The sequence below is a fragment of the Nocardiopsis ansamitocini genome (assembly GCF_030268225.1).
GTDB lineage: Bacteria > Actinomycetota > Actinomycetes > Streptosporangiales > Streptosporangiaceae > Nocardiopsis_D > Nocardiopsis_D ansamitocini.
The window spans coordinates 89,469-106,467 of the sequence record NZ_BSQG01000001.1; the positions used below are offsets into that span (position 1 = coordinate 89,469).

Annotated in this window: 18 protein-coding genes; 6 read left to right on the plus strand and 12 right to left on the minus strand. The window is 68.8% G+C overall.

Annotated features, from left to right (window positions below; translation table 11 throughout):
• Nucleotides 1-36 precede the first annotated feature (36 nt).
• The gene (locus tag QSJ59_RS00415; RefSeq protein WP_349497175.1) at nt 37-1,023 is read right to left on the minus strand and encodes an SAM-dependent methyltransferase; all 987 of its coding nucleotides are present in this window, start codon (nt 1,021-1,023) and stop codon (nt 37-39) included.
• A 125-nt stretch (nt 1,024-1,148) separates the two neighbouring features.
• Between QSJ59_RS00415 and QSJ59_RS00420 the strand changes: the two genes are divergently transcribed.
• Both QSJ59_RS00420 and QSJ59_RS00425 read left to right on the plus strand, forming a co-directional pair.
• A complete protein-coding gene (locus QSJ59_RS00420) occupies nt 1,149-2,141 on the plus strand; it encodes an LLM class flavin-dependent oxidoreductase (RefSeq protein ID WP_285756624.1) in 993 nt (330 codons plus the stop codon).
• Nucleotides 2,142-2,163: 22 nt separating this feature from the next.
• Nucleotides 2,164-3,243, plus strand: coding sequence for a Gfo/Idh/MocA family protein (locus tag QSJ59_RS00425; RefSeq protein ID WP_285756625.1), 1,080 nt, complete (start codon nt 2,164-2,166; stop codon nt 3,241-3,243).
• Between the two features lie 225 nt (nt 3,244-3,468).
• Here QSJ59_RS00425 and QSJ59_RS00430 read toward each other — a convergent pair whose 3' ends face one another.
• The 3 genes from QSJ59_RS00430 to QSJ59_RS00440 all read right to left on the minus strand — a co-directional run bounded on the left by QSJ59_RS00430 (nt 3,469) and on the right by QSJ59_RS00440 (nt 6,782).
• Nucleotides 3,469-3,648, minus strand: coding sequence for a hypothetical protein (locus tag QSJ59_RS00430; protein WP_285756626.1), 180 nt, complete (start codon nt 3,646-3,648; stop codon nt 3,469-3,471).
• Between the two features lie 79 nt (nt 3,649-3,727).
• Nucleotides 3,728-4,885: a glycerol dehydrogenase gene (locus QSJ59_RS00435; protein WP_285756627.1), complete on the minus strand. Its 1,158-nt coding sequence runs from the start codon at nt 4,883-4,885 to the stop codon at nt 3,728-3,730.
• A gap of 208 nt (nt 4,886-5,093) precedes the next feature.
• The gene (locus QSJ59_RS00440; protein WP_285756628.1) at nt 5,094-6,782 is read right to left on the minus strand and encodes a DEAD/DEAH box helicase; all 1,689 of its coding nucleotides are present in this window, start codon (nt 6,780-6,782) and stop codon (nt 5,094-5,096) included.
• A 658-nt stretch (nt 6,783-7,440) separates the two neighbouring features.
• Between QSJ59_RS00440 and QSJ59_RS00445 the strand changes: the two genes are divergently transcribed.
• Nucleotides 7,441-7,803 carry an ANTAR domain-containing protein gene (locus tag QSJ59_RS00445; RefSeq protein WP_285756629.1) on the plus strand — a complete coding sequence of 121 codons (363 nt, stop codon included), beginning with the start codon at nt 7,441-7,443 and terminating at the stop codon, nt 7,801-7,803.
• A 52-nt stretch (nt 7,804-7,855) separates the two neighbouring features.
• On the opposite strand, the gene QSJ59_RS00450 is transcribed toward QSJ59_RS00445, so the two are convergent.
• Together QSJ59_RS00450 and QSJ59_RS00455 are read right to left on the minus strand one after the other, a co-directional pair.
• A complete protein-coding gene (locus tag QSJ59_RS00450) occupies nt 7,856-8,014 on the minus strand; it encodes a hypothetical protein (RefSeq protein ID WP_285756630.1) in 159 nt (52 codons plus the stop codon).
• A 308-nt stretch (nt 8,015-8,322) separates the two neighbouring features.
• Complete coding sequence (locus QSJ59_RS00455) at nt 8,323-8,496, minus strand: hypothetical protein (protein WP_285756631.1); 174 nt, start codon at nt 8,494-8,496, stop codon at nt 8,323-8,325.
• 333 nt (nt 8,497-8,829) lie between these two features.
• Here QSJ59_RS00455 and QSJ59_RS00460 point away from each other — a divergent pair, with 333 nt between their 5' ends.
• Entirely contained in the window at nt 8,830-9,039 is a 210-nt protein-coding gene (locus QSJ59_RS00460; RefSeq protein ID WP_285756632.1) for a hypothetical protein, read from the plus strand.
• Between the two features lie 241 nt (nt 9,040-9,280).
• Nucleotides 9,281-10,249 (plus strand): TIGR03557 family F420-dependent LLM class oxidoreductase, encoded by a 969-nt coding sequence (locus tag QSJ59_RS00465; RefSeq protein WP_285756633.1) that lies wholly within the window; start codon nt 9,281-9,283, stop codon nt 10,247-10,249.
• Nucleotides 10,250-10,652: 403 nt separating this feature from the next.
• Here QSJ59_RS00465 and QSJ59_RS00470 read toward each other — a convergent pair whose 3' ends face one another.
• Nucleotides 10,653-10,862: a type II toxin-antitoxin system antitoxin gene (locus QSJ59_RS00470; RefSeq protein WP_285756634.1), complete on the minus strand. Its 210-nt coding sequence runs from the start codon at nt 10,860-10,862 to the stop codon at nt 10,653-10,655.
• A 13-nt stretch (nt 10,863-10,875) separates the two neighbouring features.
• Nucleotides 10,876-11,775: an SPFH domain-containing protein gene (locus QSJ59_RS00475; RefSeq protein ID WP_285757823.1), complete on the minus strand. Its 900-nt coding sequence runs from the start codon at nt 11,773-11,775 to the stop codon at nt 10,876-10,878.
• Between the two features lie 356 nt (nt 11,776-12,131).
• Here QSJ59_RS00475 and QSJ59_RS00480 point away from each other — a divergent pair, with 356 nt between their 5' ends.
• Entirely contained in the window at nt 12,132-12,416 is a 285-nt protein-coding gene (locus QSJ59_RS00480; protein ID WP_349497176.1) for a hypothetical protein, read from the plus strand.
• A gap of 239 nt (nt 12,417-12,655) precedes the next feature.
• Here the strand turns inward: QSJ59_RS00480 and QSJ59_RS00485 are convergent, their stop codons facing one another.
• From QSJ59_RS00485 to QSJ59_RS00500, 4 genes are all read right to left on the minus strand, one after another.
• Nucleotides 12,656-13,750, minus strand: coding sequence for an ABC transporter ATP-binding protein (locus QSJ59_RS00485; RefSeq protein WP_285756635.1), 1,095 nt, complete (start codon nt 13,748-13,750; stop codon nt 12,656-12,658).
• Between the two features lie 2 nt (nt 13,751-13,752).
• Nucleotides 13,753-14,583: an ABC transporter permease gene (locus QSJ59_RS00490; RefSeq protein ID WP_285756636.1), complete on the minus strand. Its 831-nt coding sequence runs from the start codon at nt 14,581-14,583 to the stop codon at nt 13,753-13,755.
• Nucleotides 14,571-15,512 (minus strand): ABC transporter permease, encoded by a 942-nt coding sequence (locus QSJ59_RS00495; RefSeq protein WP_285756637.1) that lies wholly within the window; start codon nt 15,510-15,512, stop codon nt 14,571-14,573. Before QSJ59_RS00495 ends, QSJ59_RS00490 begins: the two co-directional genes overlap by 13 nt.
• A 99-nt stretch (nt 15,513-15,611) precedes the next feature.
• Nucleotides 15,612-16,763: an ABC transporter substrate-binding protein gene (locus QSJ59_RS00500; protein ID WP_285756638.1), complete on the minus strand. Its 1,152-nt coding sequence runs from the start codon at nt 16,761-16,763 to the stop codon at nt 15,612-15,614.
• Nucleotides 16,764-16,999: the final 236 nt, after the last annotated feature.

The window sequence follows — 16,999 nt, forward strand, 5'->3', positions numbered from 1 at the left end:
TCGGCTCCTGACCCTGAAGGCCGTCGTCCTCCAGGGTCAGGAGTCGAGGCGGGCGACACCACCGAAGTGCCAGCGAGTGGCGTCCGAGAGGTCGCTCTCGGGATCGGGGCGCCACCAGGGCAGATAACTGGCCCCGGGATCGATGAGGGTGAACCCCGCGAAGAAGTCCTCGATCTGCTCCGGATAACGCAGGTAGACCGGCGCGGTGGCACGGCGGTAGGTGTTGGTCATCGCATCGACGGCCACGCCGCCGGCGCTGCGGGTGCCGTGCGCGATGACGACGTGGCTGCCCGGGGCCAGCACTGAGCGCAGGCGGCCGATGATGGCGGCCGGATCCTCGTCGTCGGAGATGAAGTGCAGGACCGCCACGAGCAGGACGGCGACCGGACGGGTGAAGTCGATCAGACGCAGCTGGCGGACGCGGTCCAGGAGATCGGGGCTTCGGGCATCGGCCTTGATCACCAAAGTCTTGCGTTCGCGGGCCAGGAGTGCCCGGGCGTGCGAGAGGACGGTGGGGTCGTTGTCGACGTAGACCACGCGGGAGCAGGGGACGTAGCGTTCCGCGACCTCGTGGACATTGCCCTGGGTGGGGAGACCGGCACCGATATCGACGAACTGGTCGATTCCCGATTTTGCCAGATCACGCACTGCGCGACGCAGAAAAGAGCGATTCTCCCGGGCCGTCTGGAACAATTCGGGAACGTCCCGGAGAATTTCCCGGGCAGCCTCGCGATCGACCCGAAAATTGTCCTTTCCCCCCAGGTAGTAGTCATACATGCGCGCTGGACTGGGCTTTCGCAGATCAACTTCTGGCGGATGCCAGAACGGCGCTTCCCCTCCGGTGAACTTCCACCCCGGTGGTATCGATGCGCTGATGCTGCGCCTCCTGAAATCTACGTGTGGATAGGGCATGCCTGCGCTCGGGCGTGCGCTGCGCGCCCTGCCGTGACCGCGGGCCCGGATGGGAAGAGGAGCGTTGTCGAGATGGGCCGGCACGCTTGTCCGCCATCCTAGTACAGCCATTTTCCGGTGTTTGAAACGCAGCTGTGACGAACGATTGTTGTTTCCCCCCTCTGCTCTGGGTATACGTTTGCCTCTGCGCTCGCCCCGGGGCGAAGTTGTCGCAGAAAAATCGAAAAGGGAGCAGCATGGGATTCGGAGTCGTATTCACGCAGGGTGTCGTTTCCGGTGACCCCTACCGCGTGGGACAGGAGGTACTGGAGCAGGCCACGGCGGCCGACCGACTCGGCTTCGACGCCGCTCTGACCACCGAGCACAAGCACTCCACCGAGTACTTCGGTTCCGCCCTCCCCATGGCGTACGCGATCGCAGCGCGCACAGAGCGGGTGCGAGTGGGGACCAGCGTGGCGCTGGGCCCGCTGTACAACCCGGTGGAACTCGCCCAGGACGCCGCGATGCTCGACCAGATTTCCGGCGGACGACTGTTCCTCGGCCTGGGCGCGGGCTATCTGGAGGAGGACTTCACCACCGTGGGGGTCCCCTTCACCGAGCGCGCGGGACGCCTGGACGAGACGGCGCGGATCGTCCGGTCGGCGTGGACGAACGAGCGTTTCTCCTTCTCCGGCGAGCACTACACGTTCGACGACGTGTCGGTCATTCCCAAGCCCCTTCAGGCCCACGCGCCCCTCCACCTGGGGGCGTGGACCCCTGGTGGGCTGCGTCGCGCCGCGCGCCTGGGCGACGGCTGGATCAGCAACGCCCTGATGTCGGTGGACACCATGGCGCAGATGGCCTCGGCCTATCGCGACGAGGCCGCTCTAAACGACAAGGAGGGCCACGTCAGCGCGGTGCGGTTCTGCTGGCCCGCGCGCAGCCGCGAGGAAGGAATGCGCGACTTCGGCGACACGGCCCTGGCAATGGTGCGCACGCTCTGGGAGTACGGGGCCATCGGCGACATGCCCGGGGTGCGTTCGGCCTCCGACATCACCATCGACGACGCGGTGCGCGACCGGATCATCTTCGGAACCCCCGACGAGTGCGCCGAGTCCATCAGGGGCTTCCAGGACACCGCGGGCGTGCAGGACTTTCTCCTGATCTTTCGTCATCCCACCGGCCCCGGGCAGGCGAAGGTCCTGGCCGCCATGGAGTTGTTCGCCACCGAGGTCGCAAAACAGTTCTGAGAATCCAGCCGAGGAGCTCGCCGTGTCCGTACGTGAACCGATCCGGGTCGGGGTGATCGGCGCCGGTTACGGCTCCGTCGCGCACCTGCCCGCTTACACCGCACTGCCCGAGTTCGAGGTGGTCGCCCTGGCGACCAGCCACGCCTCCTCCGCCGAAGCCGCGGCTGCCCGGTTCGGGATCGAACGGGCCTACGGCGACTACCGGGAACTATGCGCGGACGACCGTGTGGAACTGGTCGACGTGGTGACCAGGCCCAGCCTGCACGCGCCGATGGTGCGTGCCGCCGCGGCGGCCGGACGGCACGTTCTGTGCGAGGCTCCCCTGGCCGTGCACTCCCGGGAAGCCGAAGAGATGTCGGCGGCGGTCCACGACGCCGGGGTCCGCGCCTTCGTGAACATGCAGTCGCGGTTCTCCCCGGGGCTGCGCACCTTGCGCCGCCTGGTGGCACAGGGCTGGATCGGTCGGGTGGCCAACGTCCGCGCCACCGCCTTCTATCCCACTTTCACCCGCCCCGCGGCGGCACCAGGTTCTCTGTGGTGTGCCGACTCAGCAACCGGAGCGGGATCGTTGCGCGTTCACGGCCTGCACACCCTCGACTTGATCAATTGGGTCTTCGGGACGACGGAAACAGTGAGCGGGCACGCGGTCACGTCGCGGACTTCCTGGCCGATGCCCGAGGGCCGGCTGCGTGCCGACAGCGTCGACTCCGCGGCGGTGACCGGACGGTTGCCGCAAGGGGGCGTGTTCTCGCTGCACACCTCGTGGGTGGCCTGGCACGGCAGTGGCTGGAGTCTTGAGGCCTACGGCGACGAGGGAATGCTGCACGCCAGCGCGGCCGGGCACACCGGGCATTTTCCGGTGACGCTGCGGGGTGCGCGACACGATACGGCAGAGCCCACGGAGCTCTTCCCCGCGGGGGCCTCCCGAACGACCGCCGGCAGTGGCGTGCCGCCCTTGGGCGGGCTGCTGACAGCCGTCGCCGAGAGTCTGCGCAGTGGACGCGACGACCCGGATCTGCCGACGTTCGCCGATGGGTTGTCCCTGCTGCGGACCGCGGAATCCGTGGAAGGCGCGCTGTGGGACGGGACCCGATCGGGCTAGCCCCACCGGATCGGACTCCTGGAAGCGGACCATCGGTCGGTGCGACGAAGGCCATGCCCGACCGCGGCCCGTACTCGCCGCCTCTTCGTACGGTACGGGCCGAGAACGGTCCCGCCCTGCACGGCGGTGCGCCGATACCCGGTCCCGCCGATCCAATGGGTCGGCGGGACCGGGCCGGTCAGCCCCAGGCCGATTCGCTCCGGCGGCGGTGCGCGCCGTCCACCGCTAGTCGGGAGGCTCGGTGTCGGCTTCGGTGTCGGGGCGCTCGTCCTGGCCGGGACGGGACTTCTGCTCCGGCTCCTCGGTCTCCTCTGCCGGCTTGGAGAAGTCGATTTCGGGGACCTCGGGAAAGCCCGGGGGAAGCGGAGGGTCGGGGGTGATGGGCGGGTCGTCGTGTCGAGTCATGGCCCCCCGCTACCCATAGGAGGCCGCAGTGAACGAAACGCCGCGCAGCAACCCGGCTCCCGCCTCACCCGACCGCCGTTCAGTGCCTGTTCGGTGCCTCCGGAGCGGGCAGCCCCGCCTCGGAGCGGACCGAACGGCCCAGGACCTCGACCGCCTTGAGGGCGTCCAGCAACGCGTCCTCGGAAACGGGGAACGCGAGATTGTGGATCGTCTCCTCAGGCACGATCGCGGCACGCACGACCTCGCGCAGCGTGTCGTCGTCGGCGTCGCCCAGCCCCACCTCGGTCAGGCTGGTCGGCAGCCCGACCCGCATGGTGAACGCGACGAACTCCCTGATCTCGCTGGTGTCGGCGCCCTCCAGGATCAGTTGGCAGATCGAACCGATGTTGACCTTTTCGCCGTGGGCGAGGCCGTGCGTCTGGGCGACCGCGGTCAGCCCGTCGTGGACCGCGTGTGCGGCGGCCAGACCGCCCGACTCGAATCCGAGCCCCGACAGCAGCGTGTTGGCTTCGACGACCGCCTCGACCGAGGGCGTCACCAGGTCGTTGCGCACCGCGTCGATCGCCGGCAGGGCGTGCTCCCAGAGGATGTCCCAGGAGAGCCGGGCCAGTGCCGTGCCCGCATGCGTCGCGCTGCCGCCCGCCATCGTGGTGGCAGCGGAACGTTGCACGGCGCGGGCCTCGATCCAGGTCGCCAGGGCGTCGCCGACCCCCGCGATGAGGAACCGCACCGGAGCTTTGGCGATAAAGCCGGTGTCGACGAGGACGAGGTCCGGGTTGCGCGAATAGAACCGGTAGGAATCGAACGCTCCGTCCTCGGTGTAGACCACCGAGAGAGCGGAGGTCGGGGCGTCGGTGGAGGCCGCCGTGGGAACACTGACCCAGCGCACCCCGGCGTTGTCGCCCGCGGCCTTGGCGGTGTCGATGGCAGCGCCGCCGCCCAGCCCGATGACCACATCGGCGCCCTGTCCGCGGATCAGTTCCGCGATCCGCTCCGCCTCCGCGGCGGTGGGCACTCCGCCGAAGATCTCGAACACCACCGGCAGGCCGGCCCGTTCGAACGACTCGGTGACGGTCGACTCGGTCAACTTCCGCACCACGTCGTCGGTGAGGATCAGCGGTGTGGATCCGATCTGGGCGACGTAGCGCCCCAACTCGCCCAATGCCCCGCGGCCCTGCACGTAACGGGCCGGTGAGAGCAGCGAGCGCAGTACCGGGGCCTGGGTCGTCTCAGTCACGGAAATGGTCTCCTCGTTCTTTTCTTGCCGACACGATCGAAGAACCTCGTGCTCGCGCGACTGCCGGAGTACGGCGCGATGACCGGCCCCACCCCGGAGGCGCTCGACGGGCCCCTCTCCGGGAGACTGACCGCACAGCTCCGGTTAAACCGCTCGGGAAAGCAGAAACCGCCCCCCGACCGAAATCGAGGGGCGGTTCGGGCAAAGGTCAGCGCGCTTCGTAGCGCTCGCGGCGCACGACCGTCTTCTTCCCCTTGACGGTGCTGCCGCGCAGGGCCTCGATGACGTCCTCGGCGGACGCCTCGGGGACCTCCACCAGGGAGAACCGGTCGGCGATCTCGATCGCACCGATGTCGCGGCCGCTGAGCCCCGACTCCCCGGCGATGGCTCCGACCAGGTCCTGGGGCCGAACCCTGGAACTGCGGCCGATCCCGACGAACAGACGCGTCATCCCGCCCGAAGGCGCGCGCCCCCGCCGCGGTCCGCGTCCGGATGTCTCGCGCCGGTCCCCACGCCCGTCACGGTCACGCTCCGGACGCATGGTGATCTCGGGGATCTCCTCCTCGTCGGCGGCCGCGCCACTGGACTCGTGCGCCAGTTTCACCGCGGCGAGCGCGATCTCCATGACGTCGAACTCCTCGGCGAGCGTCTCGACCACGCCGCGGAACCGGTCCAGGTTGTCCTCCAGGAGGCTTTCCTGGAGCGCGGCCCGGGTCAGTTCGAGCCGCCGAGCCCGCAGGTCGGCGATGCTGGGCATCTTCTCGACCGTGATCTGACGCTTGGTCGCACGCCCGATGGTCTTGAGCATGCGGTGCTCGCGCGGCTCGACGAGAGTGATGGCCACACCCTCGCGCCCGGCGCGACCCACGCGGCCGATCCGGTGCACGTAGGACTCGGTCGCCGAGGGCACGTTGTAGTTCACCACGTGGGTGAGGTGCTCGATGTCGAGACCGCGCGCGGCGACATCGGTGGCGATGAGCAGGTCGGCCGTCCCATTGCGCATCCGCCCCATCACGCGGTCGCGCTGCTCCTGGTTCATCCCGCCGTGCAGGGCCTCGGCCCGGTAGCCGCGGGCGTTGAGGGTCTCGGTCAGCTGGTCGACCTCCTCGCGGGTGCGACAGAAGACCAGTGCGGCGGTGGGGGCTTCCACGTCCAGCACGCGTCCCAGCGCCGCCGGCTTGTGGGCCCGCGGAACCACGTAGGCGCTCTGGCGCACCAGCGGCTCCTCCCCCGGTGCGGGGGTGTCGCGCGCGATCTGGATGCGGACCGGGTCCTGCAGATGGCGACGGGCGATCACGTTGATGCGCGCGGGCATCGTCGCCGAGAAGAGCACCGTCTGGCGGTCTTCGGGGGTCTCCTGGAGGATCGACTCGATGTCCTCGGCGAATCCCATGTCCAGCATCTCGTCGGCCTCGTCGAGGATGACCATCTGGAGCGCGTCCATGGGCAGCGTTCCACGACCGATGTGGTCGAGTGCGCGGCCGGGCGTGGCGACGACGACGTCGACACCGCGTTCCAGGGCCCGCAACTGGCGTCCGATGGGCTGCCCCCCGTAGATGGGGAGGACGCGTGCACCGAGGTCGCGTCCATAGCGGTGCAATGCCTCCGAGACCTGGACGGCCAGCTCTCGGGTGGGGACGAGCACCAGGGCCGTGGGCTCCTTGCCCTTCCCTCCCGCGGGCATCCTCTGGAGGACCGGAAGAGCGAACGCGGCCGTCTTCCCCGTCCCCGTTGCGGCCTGTCCGAGCAGGTCACGACCCTCCAGCAGTGAGGGGATCGCCTCCCGCTGAATGGGCGTGGGCTCCTCGTAACCGAGACCCGAAAGCGCACGCAGCAGCTCCGGCCCCAATCCAAGGTCAGCAAATCCGGTCGTGTCGTCGGTCGTGTTCTGGGTCATGCTCCGGTCTCCTCGTCCCGGGGCAGATGCGCACGGGACCCTCGTTGACGGCGTGTCGCGCTCCTGCGTCCGATCCCGTTGCGACACCGAGGCACCTGTTTTTGGGCGCGGTGGGGCTCATCGGGGCGACGGCCATGGCGACCTGCCGATTGTAAGTCCCGACGGCGTGTCCCTCGTGTCACCCATCGCCAGAAAAGGATTCCGGAGGACTTTTTCCCCGGTTTCATGTGCCCTGGTCATCTCGGCTGAGCAGACGCGAGTATGCGTGGCGACGCTGGGTAGGCGGCGAATCGTGGAGCGTCCGAGCGCGCGCATCGCGCCCGCCGGGCTGGGCCGGGTTGAAAAAACAGCTCGCCGCCGGGGCCCATGCCCGTTCAGGGCATGGGCCCTCTCCCCTTTCACAATCCGGTGTGGTGCGCGCCATGGTTTTAGGCATGTCGCAAACCGGCCGCTGCGGGACACGAGCCGTCAGCGAGAAACCGAGGTCCGGTGATCTGCCAGCTCATCACGGTGCCCGGGAACACACGTTCGGGCCGCAACGTGTGGCCGAACGTAAAGAGGGCATTCAGATTCACGACACCCCCGGAACCCGCCATGCCGCGAGGGATGCCGCATCTGCGACCAGTCGGATGCTCCCTCCGGGCTTGTGGAGGACTCCATGACCGTTGACTCGAAACCGCAGTACGTGCTCCCCGAAGCACTCGTCCACCGCAACCAGGAACTGGAGGAGAAGGTACGTAATCTCACGCACGCGCTGGAGTCGCGTGCGGTCATCGACCAGGCGATAGGCGTGATCATGGCGGTGCGCTCCTGCGATTCAGAGCGTGCGTGGACGATCCTGTCCACCGCGTCCCAACGCACCAACACCAAGGTCAGGGAGATCGCGTCGGCCCTGACGGCCACCGCGTTCGGCGCGCTGCCCCCCGAGACGGCCAGGCCGGTACGCCATGCCCTGGCCATCATCACGAGTCAACCGCGCCGGAAGCCGGCCTGCCTGCCCGACCAGGACGCCGGCGACTGATCGCGCCGCCCGGCGGCTGCCCGAGCGGAGACGGGAGGCCGCCGCCTCGGGCTCAGTGCCCGGGCGGACCGTTTTTCGGGCTGTCCTGGGGACTCGCCAAGGCATCGAGCAGTGCGAGCAGGCCGGAGCCCGGCTTCTCTTCGTCGATGAGTGCGTACGCGGCTGCCAACATCTCCTCGTCATCGAGGTCGCTCCAGTCCACGTTCTCCACCCCGGGTTGTCTGTCGCCCTCCGCTCGGTTCCCAGCACAACAGCTGGAAAAGGAACCGGCCCCCAACCGACGATTTCATGATCACCGAGCCGGCAACACGGCCAATAATGATGAAATCTCTGGCAACGGTACCCTTTTCCACTCGTCCGACACCGCGAAGAACGAAGGCGGGACCATACCGCCGGGGCGACCGGGCAACGCCACGGGCGTCGCGCAAAAGACTTCCGGAGTCGTGGAGATCAAGGACACGCCCGTCCCCGGCCCGGAGACCGGGGCTGGGCGTTGATCACTGATCGGACCGGGCCACCTCAGCGGCGCCGACCGCGCGGCAGCGCAGTGGCGATTCCGGAGAGGTGCAGCGCGACGCAGAGCAGCCCGGCAAGCGCCAGGCTGGTGGGGGTGATGATCTCGGCGACGGAACCGATGGCGATCTCGAACAGCAGGGCGAGACCGAAGAGAACTGCGGCTGCAATGGCGAACATGGAGTCCTCCGAGGGGATCGGTGATTCGGGGGTCGTGTGATTGGTACGGCGGCAGCCCGCTACCCGGCGTGTCGGCGGCCTACGCACATCCGCGGGGTTTTTGCATTCCGGTTCGGTAACGCCCCCCTTCCGCATCGCCTGCGCACAAGGCTTTTCAGCGCGGCGACCTGCACCGGCCACCGGGCGGCAGCCCGGAACGCGACACGGATCCCTGTTCACGGAGCGAAGCGGATGAACGCGGACGTTTCAGTGGAATCTCCTGCCCTGGTCGGGGTAGTGCTACCGCGACCATGAACAGGCCGTCCGTACGGCCGTTGCCCCCTGGAGGCAGCAGTGCGCAGCAGAACGGTACTTCCGGTAATCATCGTCGTCTGGCTGCTCATCGGGGTGCTCGCGGCGGTGCAGCGCGGGTACTTCAACGAATCCGAGCAGAACTGCGCCACGATCGGCAGCACCCTGGTGACCGTGCTGGCCGGTCCCTTGAACTACGTCGGCCTCAACCCCAGCATCGACTGCCCCGAGTTGCCCCAGCCCTCGGAGTAGCCGACAAGAGCGGTCAGATCCCCGTGGGCCGCTGGGTGGGGCTCGGGCCTACCCCGACCCGGCCCAACGGCCCACGAACCCCGGAATCTGTTTCTCAGGGGCGCATGCACCCCGACCGGCGGCGCGATGACGCCACGGTTCGACCGGACGGACGCCTCACCGGAGCAGAGCGATGTGCATGCCCCCTCCGGTCTGGGCAGCGGCCCCTTGATCCGTACACCGGACGAGGGGAACGACGCACATGAGAATCGGGTACAAGCTCTTCGCCGAGGCGTACTCGCCACAGGAAATGGTGCGCCAGACCATCCGGGCCGAAGTGGCCGGATTCGACTTCGTCGAGATCAGCGACCACTTCCACCCCTGGCTCTACAGCCATGGGCACTCCGGCTACGCCTGGTCGATCCTGGCGGCCGCTGCCACCCGCACCGAAGGCATCGAGCTGGCCACCGGGGTGACGTGCCCCTTCATCCGGTACCACCCCGCGGTGGTGGCGCAGGCGGCGGCCACGACCGCGCTGCTCAGCGGCGGCCGATTCGTGTTGGGCGTGGGAGCGGGGGAACGGCTGAACGAGCACGTGGTGGGCCGGGGATGGCCGGCCGTCCACCACCGCCACGCGATGCTGCGGGAGTCACTGGAAATCATCCGGCTGCTGTGGTCGGGGGGCTACCACTCCTTCGAGGGCGAGCACCTCTCTCTGGAGGACGCCCGTGTGTTCGACCTTCCCGAGACGGCACCACCCATCATCGTGGCGATCAGCGGCCCCGCATCGGCGCGGATCGCCGCCGAGTTCGGCGACGGGATCTTCACCACCGAACCCAAACCCGAACTGGTCGGTGCCTACTCCGATGCCGGAGGCTCCGGAGCGGCCTACGGCGAGGTCCCGCTGTCCTGGGCGCCCGACGAGGCGAGTGCGCTCCAGTCGGCACACGAGAAATTCCGCTTCGGGCTGACCGGCTGGAAGGTGCAGTCCGAGCTTCCCAACCCGGTCAACTTCGAGGCCGCCACCGCCCACATCCGCGAAGAGGACATGCGCGCGACCTTCGGCTACGGACCCGATCCGGCGAGTCATCTGGCGGTGGCACGCCAGTTCGCCGACGCGGGGTTCGACAACCTGGCGCTGGTCAACGCCGGCCCCGATCCGGACGGGTTCTTCGACTTCTTCACCGCCGAGCTCGCCGAACCCTTGCGGAGACTGCGGGCGGCGTCCTGAGCAGAAGCCGGGGCGCGGCGTTCGGGAACCGAGGGGGCCGCGGCCATGGATGGCCTGGGCCGGCCAGGGACGGGCGGCGCCGCGAAGTCGTTCATGGTTGCTGGGCGTCCCCCACGCGGAGGTGGGCGCGGTGGTGCGCACGGTCGCTGGATCGGAACTGGACGCGAAGACGCTGCGCGCCTTTCTGGTCGGCCGGCTGGTCGCGTTCAAGGTCCCCGGTCACGTGCGGGTCAGTGCCGAGGATCGGCCGAGCAACGCCACGGGCAAACGACTGAAGAAGCGTCTGCGCGACGAGGCCGGTTGGGCCCGCGGCCGGCAGCCACCTCGCCCGACGCACAGTCGAGGGGTCGCTCCGGGCCGTTGGAACGGCGGGGAGCGCCCCCTCGACACGATCGGCAGACGGTCACCCGTCGTCGGCGGAAGGCTTGCGCGGCCGCCCCCGACGCGGGATCTCGCCGGTCTTCTTGGGCATCCGTCCGGCCCCGTCCAGCGCCCTGCGCAGCAAGAACTCGATCTGCGCGTTGGTACTGCGCAGTTCGTCACCGGCCCAGCGGGTCAGCGCGTCGTGCACCGCCGGGTCCAGCCGGAGCAGGATCTTCTTGCGTTCACTCACGCCACGATCACCGTCACGAGTAGAGCGACCCGGTGTTCACGACCGGCTGGGTGGCACGGTCCGCGCACAACACGACCAACAGGTTGCTCACCATCGCCGCCTTCCGCTCCTCGTCCAGTTCCACCACATCCTCTTCCGCGAGGCGCTGGAGCGCCAAATCCACCATGCCCACCGCGCCTTCGACGATGTACTTGCGAGCGGCCACGATGGCACCGGCCTGCTGGCGCTGGAGCATGGACTGGGCGATCTCGGGGGCGTAGGCCAGGTGGGTGAAGCGCGACTCGATGATCTTGACGCCGGCCGAATCGACGCGCTCGGCGATCTCCTCCGACAGCTTCTCGGTGATCTCGTCGGCGTTGTCGCGCAGGGACAACCGGGCTGCCTCTTCGTGGGTGTCGTAGGGGTAGTTGTTGGCGATGTGGCGCACGGCCGCCTCGGTCTGGATGCTGACGAACCTGACGAAGTCGTCCACCTCGAACATGGCCCTCGCGGTGTCCTTGACCTGCCAGACCACGACGGCGGCGATCTCGATGGGGCTACCGCCGGAGTCGTTGACCTTCATGACGGTGGTCTCGTGGTTGCGGATGCGGGTGGAGATGGGGTGCCGCGTGGTCAGCGGGTTGACCCAGCGCAGACCGTCGGTACGGATGGTGCCGGTGTAGCGGCCCAGGAACTGCAGCACACGGGCCTCGTTGGGGGCGACGACCGTCAGACCGGCACAGACCACGAGGCCGATGATGACGAGCAGTGAACCGCCCACGACCGTGAGCACGGTCGGCAGCACGCCCTGGAGGCCGAAGATTCCCCAGGCCCCCACTCCGAGACCGGCCAGGAACAGGAGCAGGGCGAGGCCGAAGACGGGGAGCCCGGCGCGGCCGTCGGCGAGCTTCTCTCTGACCTGGGGGGTGGGCATCTCGACCCCGGTGACAGTGCCTTCTTTGGTGTGCACCTGAAAATTCCTTCCGTTCGCGAAGTGATGCCTTAAGCCTAGCATTGTGATATCACTTTTTTAAGCGAACGGGACGAGAGGATTCTGATGATCGAAGCAAGCGGACTCACCAAGCGCTACGGCGACGCCCTGGCCACCGCCCGCGATCCCGAAGGAGCAGGCCAGTCATGACCACAACCGTTCCCGTTCCCAGCACCCCGTCTCCTACGGCCCCGCCGCGAGCGGTCGCGGCGGTTCGCCCCGAGTGAGCCAAACTGTGGTCGCTGCGCTCGACCTTCGTCCTTCTCGCACTGACACTGCTGACCGGTACCGGGTTCAGCGTGCTGCTGGCGCTGGGCGTGCTGCTGCGCAGCACGGCCGGCGCGATCACCACTGCCCTGGCCCTGATGTGGGCACCGATGGTCTTCGGCGCCCTGCTGCCGCAGTGGGCCCAGGAGAACGTGCTGCGCTATCTGCCCACCACCGCGGTCGACAGCCTGGTCGGCGGCCTGCCAGAGGGGTCCCCGTTGTACCTGGCGCCCTGGGCGGCAGCGCTGCTGGCCGCGGCATGGCCGGCGGTGGCCCTGGGCGCGGCGTTCGCCGTCCAGGCACGCCGCGACGCATAGGACACGTTGCCCGTGGCCGAGCAAAAAGAGTTTCCTCGGCTCACCGGGGCAACGGCGCGCGATCCGGACCTCGCGGAGGCAGGGCTTGCGCTGCGGTCGCACGCACAAGGGCGTGTTCGGTGCACTCGGCGGGTCTCTTCGCACGCAGGGATCAGGCCCCGCTCTCCACCAAGAACACCGCCTGGTCCGGGGCCGTTCGTCGGGCGTCTTCTGCTCGCCGCACGGCCCCGGACCGCCCCTCAGGCGCCGGCGGCGAGCACCGGATGGGGGCGCGGGGTCACCGTGACGGCCGTGCCCGGGGTGAGGTCACCGATGCTGGAGCTGGCGACCTGTGCGATCACCACCTGGTCGTCGGCGAGTCGCACCTGGACCCGGGCCAACGACCCCAGGAAGCTGGCGGCCACCACCCGGGCGGCACCGGCCTCGTCCGGGGTCACCTCAAGTGCCTCAGGGCGCAGCAAAACGGTGACGTCCCCCTGCGCCGACCCCTCCAACAACGGAACCCTGGCCCCCAGCACCTCGGCGTGGCCGTCGACGGCATGGCCGGGGACCTTGTTGGTGAGCCCCACGAAGTCGGCGACGAACTCGCTGGAGGGGCGGGCGTAGATGGTGGCGGGGTCGGCTATCTGCTCCAGGCGCCCCGCACGCATCACACCGACCCGGTCGGCCATGGCCAGCGCCTCCTCCTGGTCGTGTGTGACGAAGAGGGTGGTGATGCCGACCTCCAGTTGGATGCGCCGGATCTCGTCGCGCAACTGGGCGCGGACCTTGGCGTCCAGCGCCGACAACGGTTCGTCCAGCAGCAACACCTGCGGTTCGATGGCCAGGGCCCGGGCGATCGCCACCCGCTGCTGCTGGCCGCCGGAGAGCTGGTGCGGATAGTGCGCGGTGTGCGACCCCAACCCCACCAGTTCCAGCAGTTCTCCAGCCCGGGTCCGCCGCTGCGCGGTGGCCCTGCCGCGCAGCCGCAGCCCGAAGGCCACATTGTCCAGCGCGGTCATGTTGGGGAACAGGCTGTACGCCTGGAAGACCATACCCATGTCGCGCTTGTTGGCGGGACGGTGCGTGATGTCGGTGCCGTCCACCAGGACCCGGCCGGAGTCCACCTGCTCCAGTCCGGCGAGCACGCGCAGGGCGGTGGTCTTGCCGCAGCCCGAAGGGCCGAGCAGGGCCACCAGCTCGCCGGGCGACAGCTCCAGGTCGAGCCCGTCGAGGGCGCGCACGGAGCCGAAGGTACGGGTCAGCTCGGCCAGGTGTACGCGCACACCCTGGGCGTTGAGGTGCTTGGCCGCATCGGGGGTCGTCGTCATGTGCGTCTTCTCTTCCGTCGTCACGGTCACGATCCCTGCCGCGACCCGCGCCGCTGCCCCACGAAGGACAGCAGCGCCAGCAGGACGAACCCGAACATCAGCGCGGCCAGCGAGACCGCCACGGACAGGCTCGCGCTGCGCTTACCGATCTCGAAAACCCTGACCTGCAGGGTGTCGTAGTTGAGCAGGGAGGCGATCGTGAACTCTCCCAGGACCAGCGCGACCGAGATGAGCGCCGCGGAGAGGATGGCGGCTCGTACGTTGGGCACCACCACCCGCAGGATCACCGACCACCAGGAGGCCCCCAGGCTGAGCGCCGCCTCGGCCAGCGTCTTGAGGTCGATGGAGCGCAGTCCCGCGTCCAGCGCCCGATAGGAGTAGGGCAGCACCAGCACCACATAGACCAGGGCCAGGTTCAGGGGCGAGTCGCCCAGGAGGTAGCCGACCCAGGCATAGATCGGGGACAGTCCCACCACGATGACGATGGCCGGGATGGTCAGCGGCAACAGGCAGACGAACTCCAGGACGCGGCGCAGGCGCGGCAGCCGCAACTGCACCCACACCATGGTGGGCAGCAACAGGACCAGCATCCCGAAGACGGTGAGCGCTGCCAGGCGCAGCGACACCCAGATGGCGTCCACCAGCGCGCGGTCCTGGCCGATGGCCAGCCAGGCGTCGGCGGTGCGTCCTTGTGCCCCGCGGGTCGAGAACTCCAGCATCGCCAGCAGCGGGAACAACAAATAGGCGCCGACCACGAACAGGACCGCCCAGCGCAGCGCGGCCGGTCCGCCCGCTCGGCGGCGACGGCTCGGCCTGGGATCGGGCACGGCGGCCTCGGCGGGGGTCAGCGCAGCCATCGGGAGGTCCGCCTTTGCAGCAGGGCGTACAGGGACATCACCACGGCGACCACGACCACCATGCCGAAGGCGAGCGCGTAGCCCACTCCCTCTTGGCCGAGGGAGACCTCACTGGTGAGGACGTTGCGGATCTGCAGCGGGACGATCGGATCGCCCTGGGAGACCAGGGCCGCGGCCGTGGCGTAGGAGGAGAAGGAATTGGCGAAGAGCAGCAGCGCCGAGCCCGCGAAGGCGGGGGCGAGGATCGGGCCGGCGATGTGGCGCCAATAGTGCCAACCGGTGCCGCCCAGGCTCGCGTTGGCCTCGCCCCACTGCACGCGCAGTCCGTCCATGGCGGGCAGGAACACGATGAACATCAGCGGGATCTGGAAGTAGCAGTAGACCAGGATCAGGCCGGGCATGTCGTAGAGCCAGTTGCCGCCGGCGAAGAGGTCCAGTCCGAAGGCGTCGCGCAGCATGATGGTCAACCAGCCGTTGAGGCCCACCGTCGCCAGGAACGCGAAGGCGAGCATGACGCCGCCGAACTGGGCGAGCACGCTGGACAGTGCGGTGACGAGGCGGCGGGTGACACCGTCGCCGCCCGAGCGGCCGGCGGCTGAGACGGCCCAGGCCAACAGGGCGCCCAGAACCGCACCGAGCAGCGCGGTGACCAGGGACAACCAGATGGAGCGGCCGAAGGCGTCCATAAAGCGGGGGCCGGTGATGGCGGTGAGGTTGTCCAGGGAGAAGGCGCCGTTGCTGTCAGTGAAGGCACCGGAGACGACGATGAGCGTCGGCCAGAGAAGGAAGACCGCGATGAAGGCGAAGAAGGGCAGCGCGCCTGCGTGGTCGAGTGCGCAGCGCAGCACGGCACGGGAGCGGTGCGGTCGGGGCGGGGCGGGGGCCGTTGGCGTGGGGGCCTCTGCGGCGAGATCTGTCTCGGGGGTCATGGCGTAGGCGTGTTTTTCCTGACTGGTGGGAGCGGGATCCGGGGCGCGGACGGTGGTTCCGGCCCCGGAACCCTACCTGGAGGGGAGCGGCTGGGCCGGTCAGGCCACCGCGTCGGCCCAGTTCTGTGTCAGGTACTCGGCGGCCGCGTCGCTTTGCTCCTGGGTCAGGGAGACGGGCTCCCCGTCGCTGGCGGGCAGGCGGCCGAAGGCATCGGTGTCGATGGTTCCCGCGGACTCCATCGCCTCGGCGCGCGCGGGGCGGGCGAAGCCGTTGAGGTAGATGTTCTGGCCCTCGTCGGAGAACACGAACTCCTGCCACAGCCGGGCGGCGGCCGGGTGGGGGGCGTCGAGGTTGACGGCCTGGTAGTAGTAGGAGCTCACCACTGCGTCCTCGGGCACGAACACCTGCCAGTCGACCTGGCCTTCGAGGTCGAGGGTCTGCTGGGCGTTGGTGTAGTCCCAGTCGATGACCACGGGGGTCTCGCCCGAGGCGATGGTGGCCGGAGTCGGGTCCACCGGCAGGAAGTTGCCGGCTTCCTTGAGTTCGGCGAAGAACTCCACGCCCGGGGCGATGTCGTCGACGCTGCCCCCGTTGCCCAGGGCGGCCATGACCACCCCGGAGAAGGCAGCGCCCGCCTGGGTGGGGTCGCCGTTCAACGCGACCTTGCCCCGGTACTCCTCGCCCAGCAGGTCGTCGAGGCTGGTGGGGGCGGGGACCTCGTCGGCGTTGTAGCCCACGGACATGAATCCCGTGTAGTCGCCGACGTACTTGCCCTCGGGGTGCTTGATCGAGTCGTCGATGTCGTCCCAGGTCTCGACCTGGTAGGGGGCGAAGTGCTTGTCGGCGTTTGCCAGGGCGACGGCTTGGCCGAGGTCGAACACGTCGGGGGCGCGGTCGGTGCCGGCGTTCTGCTCGGCGGCGTTGATCTCCTCCTGGCTGGTGGCGTCGGAGGCGGCGGAGTTGACGGTGATGTCGTACTTCTCTTCGAAGGTGGAGATCATCTCGCCGTAGTTGGCCCAGTCCGGCGGCAGTGCGATGACGTTGAGCTCGCCCTCCTCCTGAGCGGCTTCGATCAGCCCCTCCAGGCCGCCGAGGTCGGCCGCCGAGGTCGCGCCGGCCGCCTCCCCGCGGTCGGCGCCGTCCCCCGAGGGCGCCGGGGGCGCACCGCAGGCACTCAGGAGCAGCAGTCCGCTCAGTGCGGCTGCGGTCGGCTTCCAGAGCGCGACGGGTCGGTCAGATCGGTTTCGCATGGCGCTTACCATTCCGTTTTCTGCGCGGCCAGGGGAGGCACACCCGCTCCGGCTGGGTACCGGGCCAGGGGTTACGGCCGGGTACGGCCGGTGCGTTGACACGATCCCATGGCGGTCATCGCATTTTGGCAACGGCTTGGAGAACTTAGTGGGGACGATTTCGCCAACCATGACATTTGGCAACATTTAGCAATGAAACAGTACATTCTGGTGGCCCGATCGACCGGGATACGGCC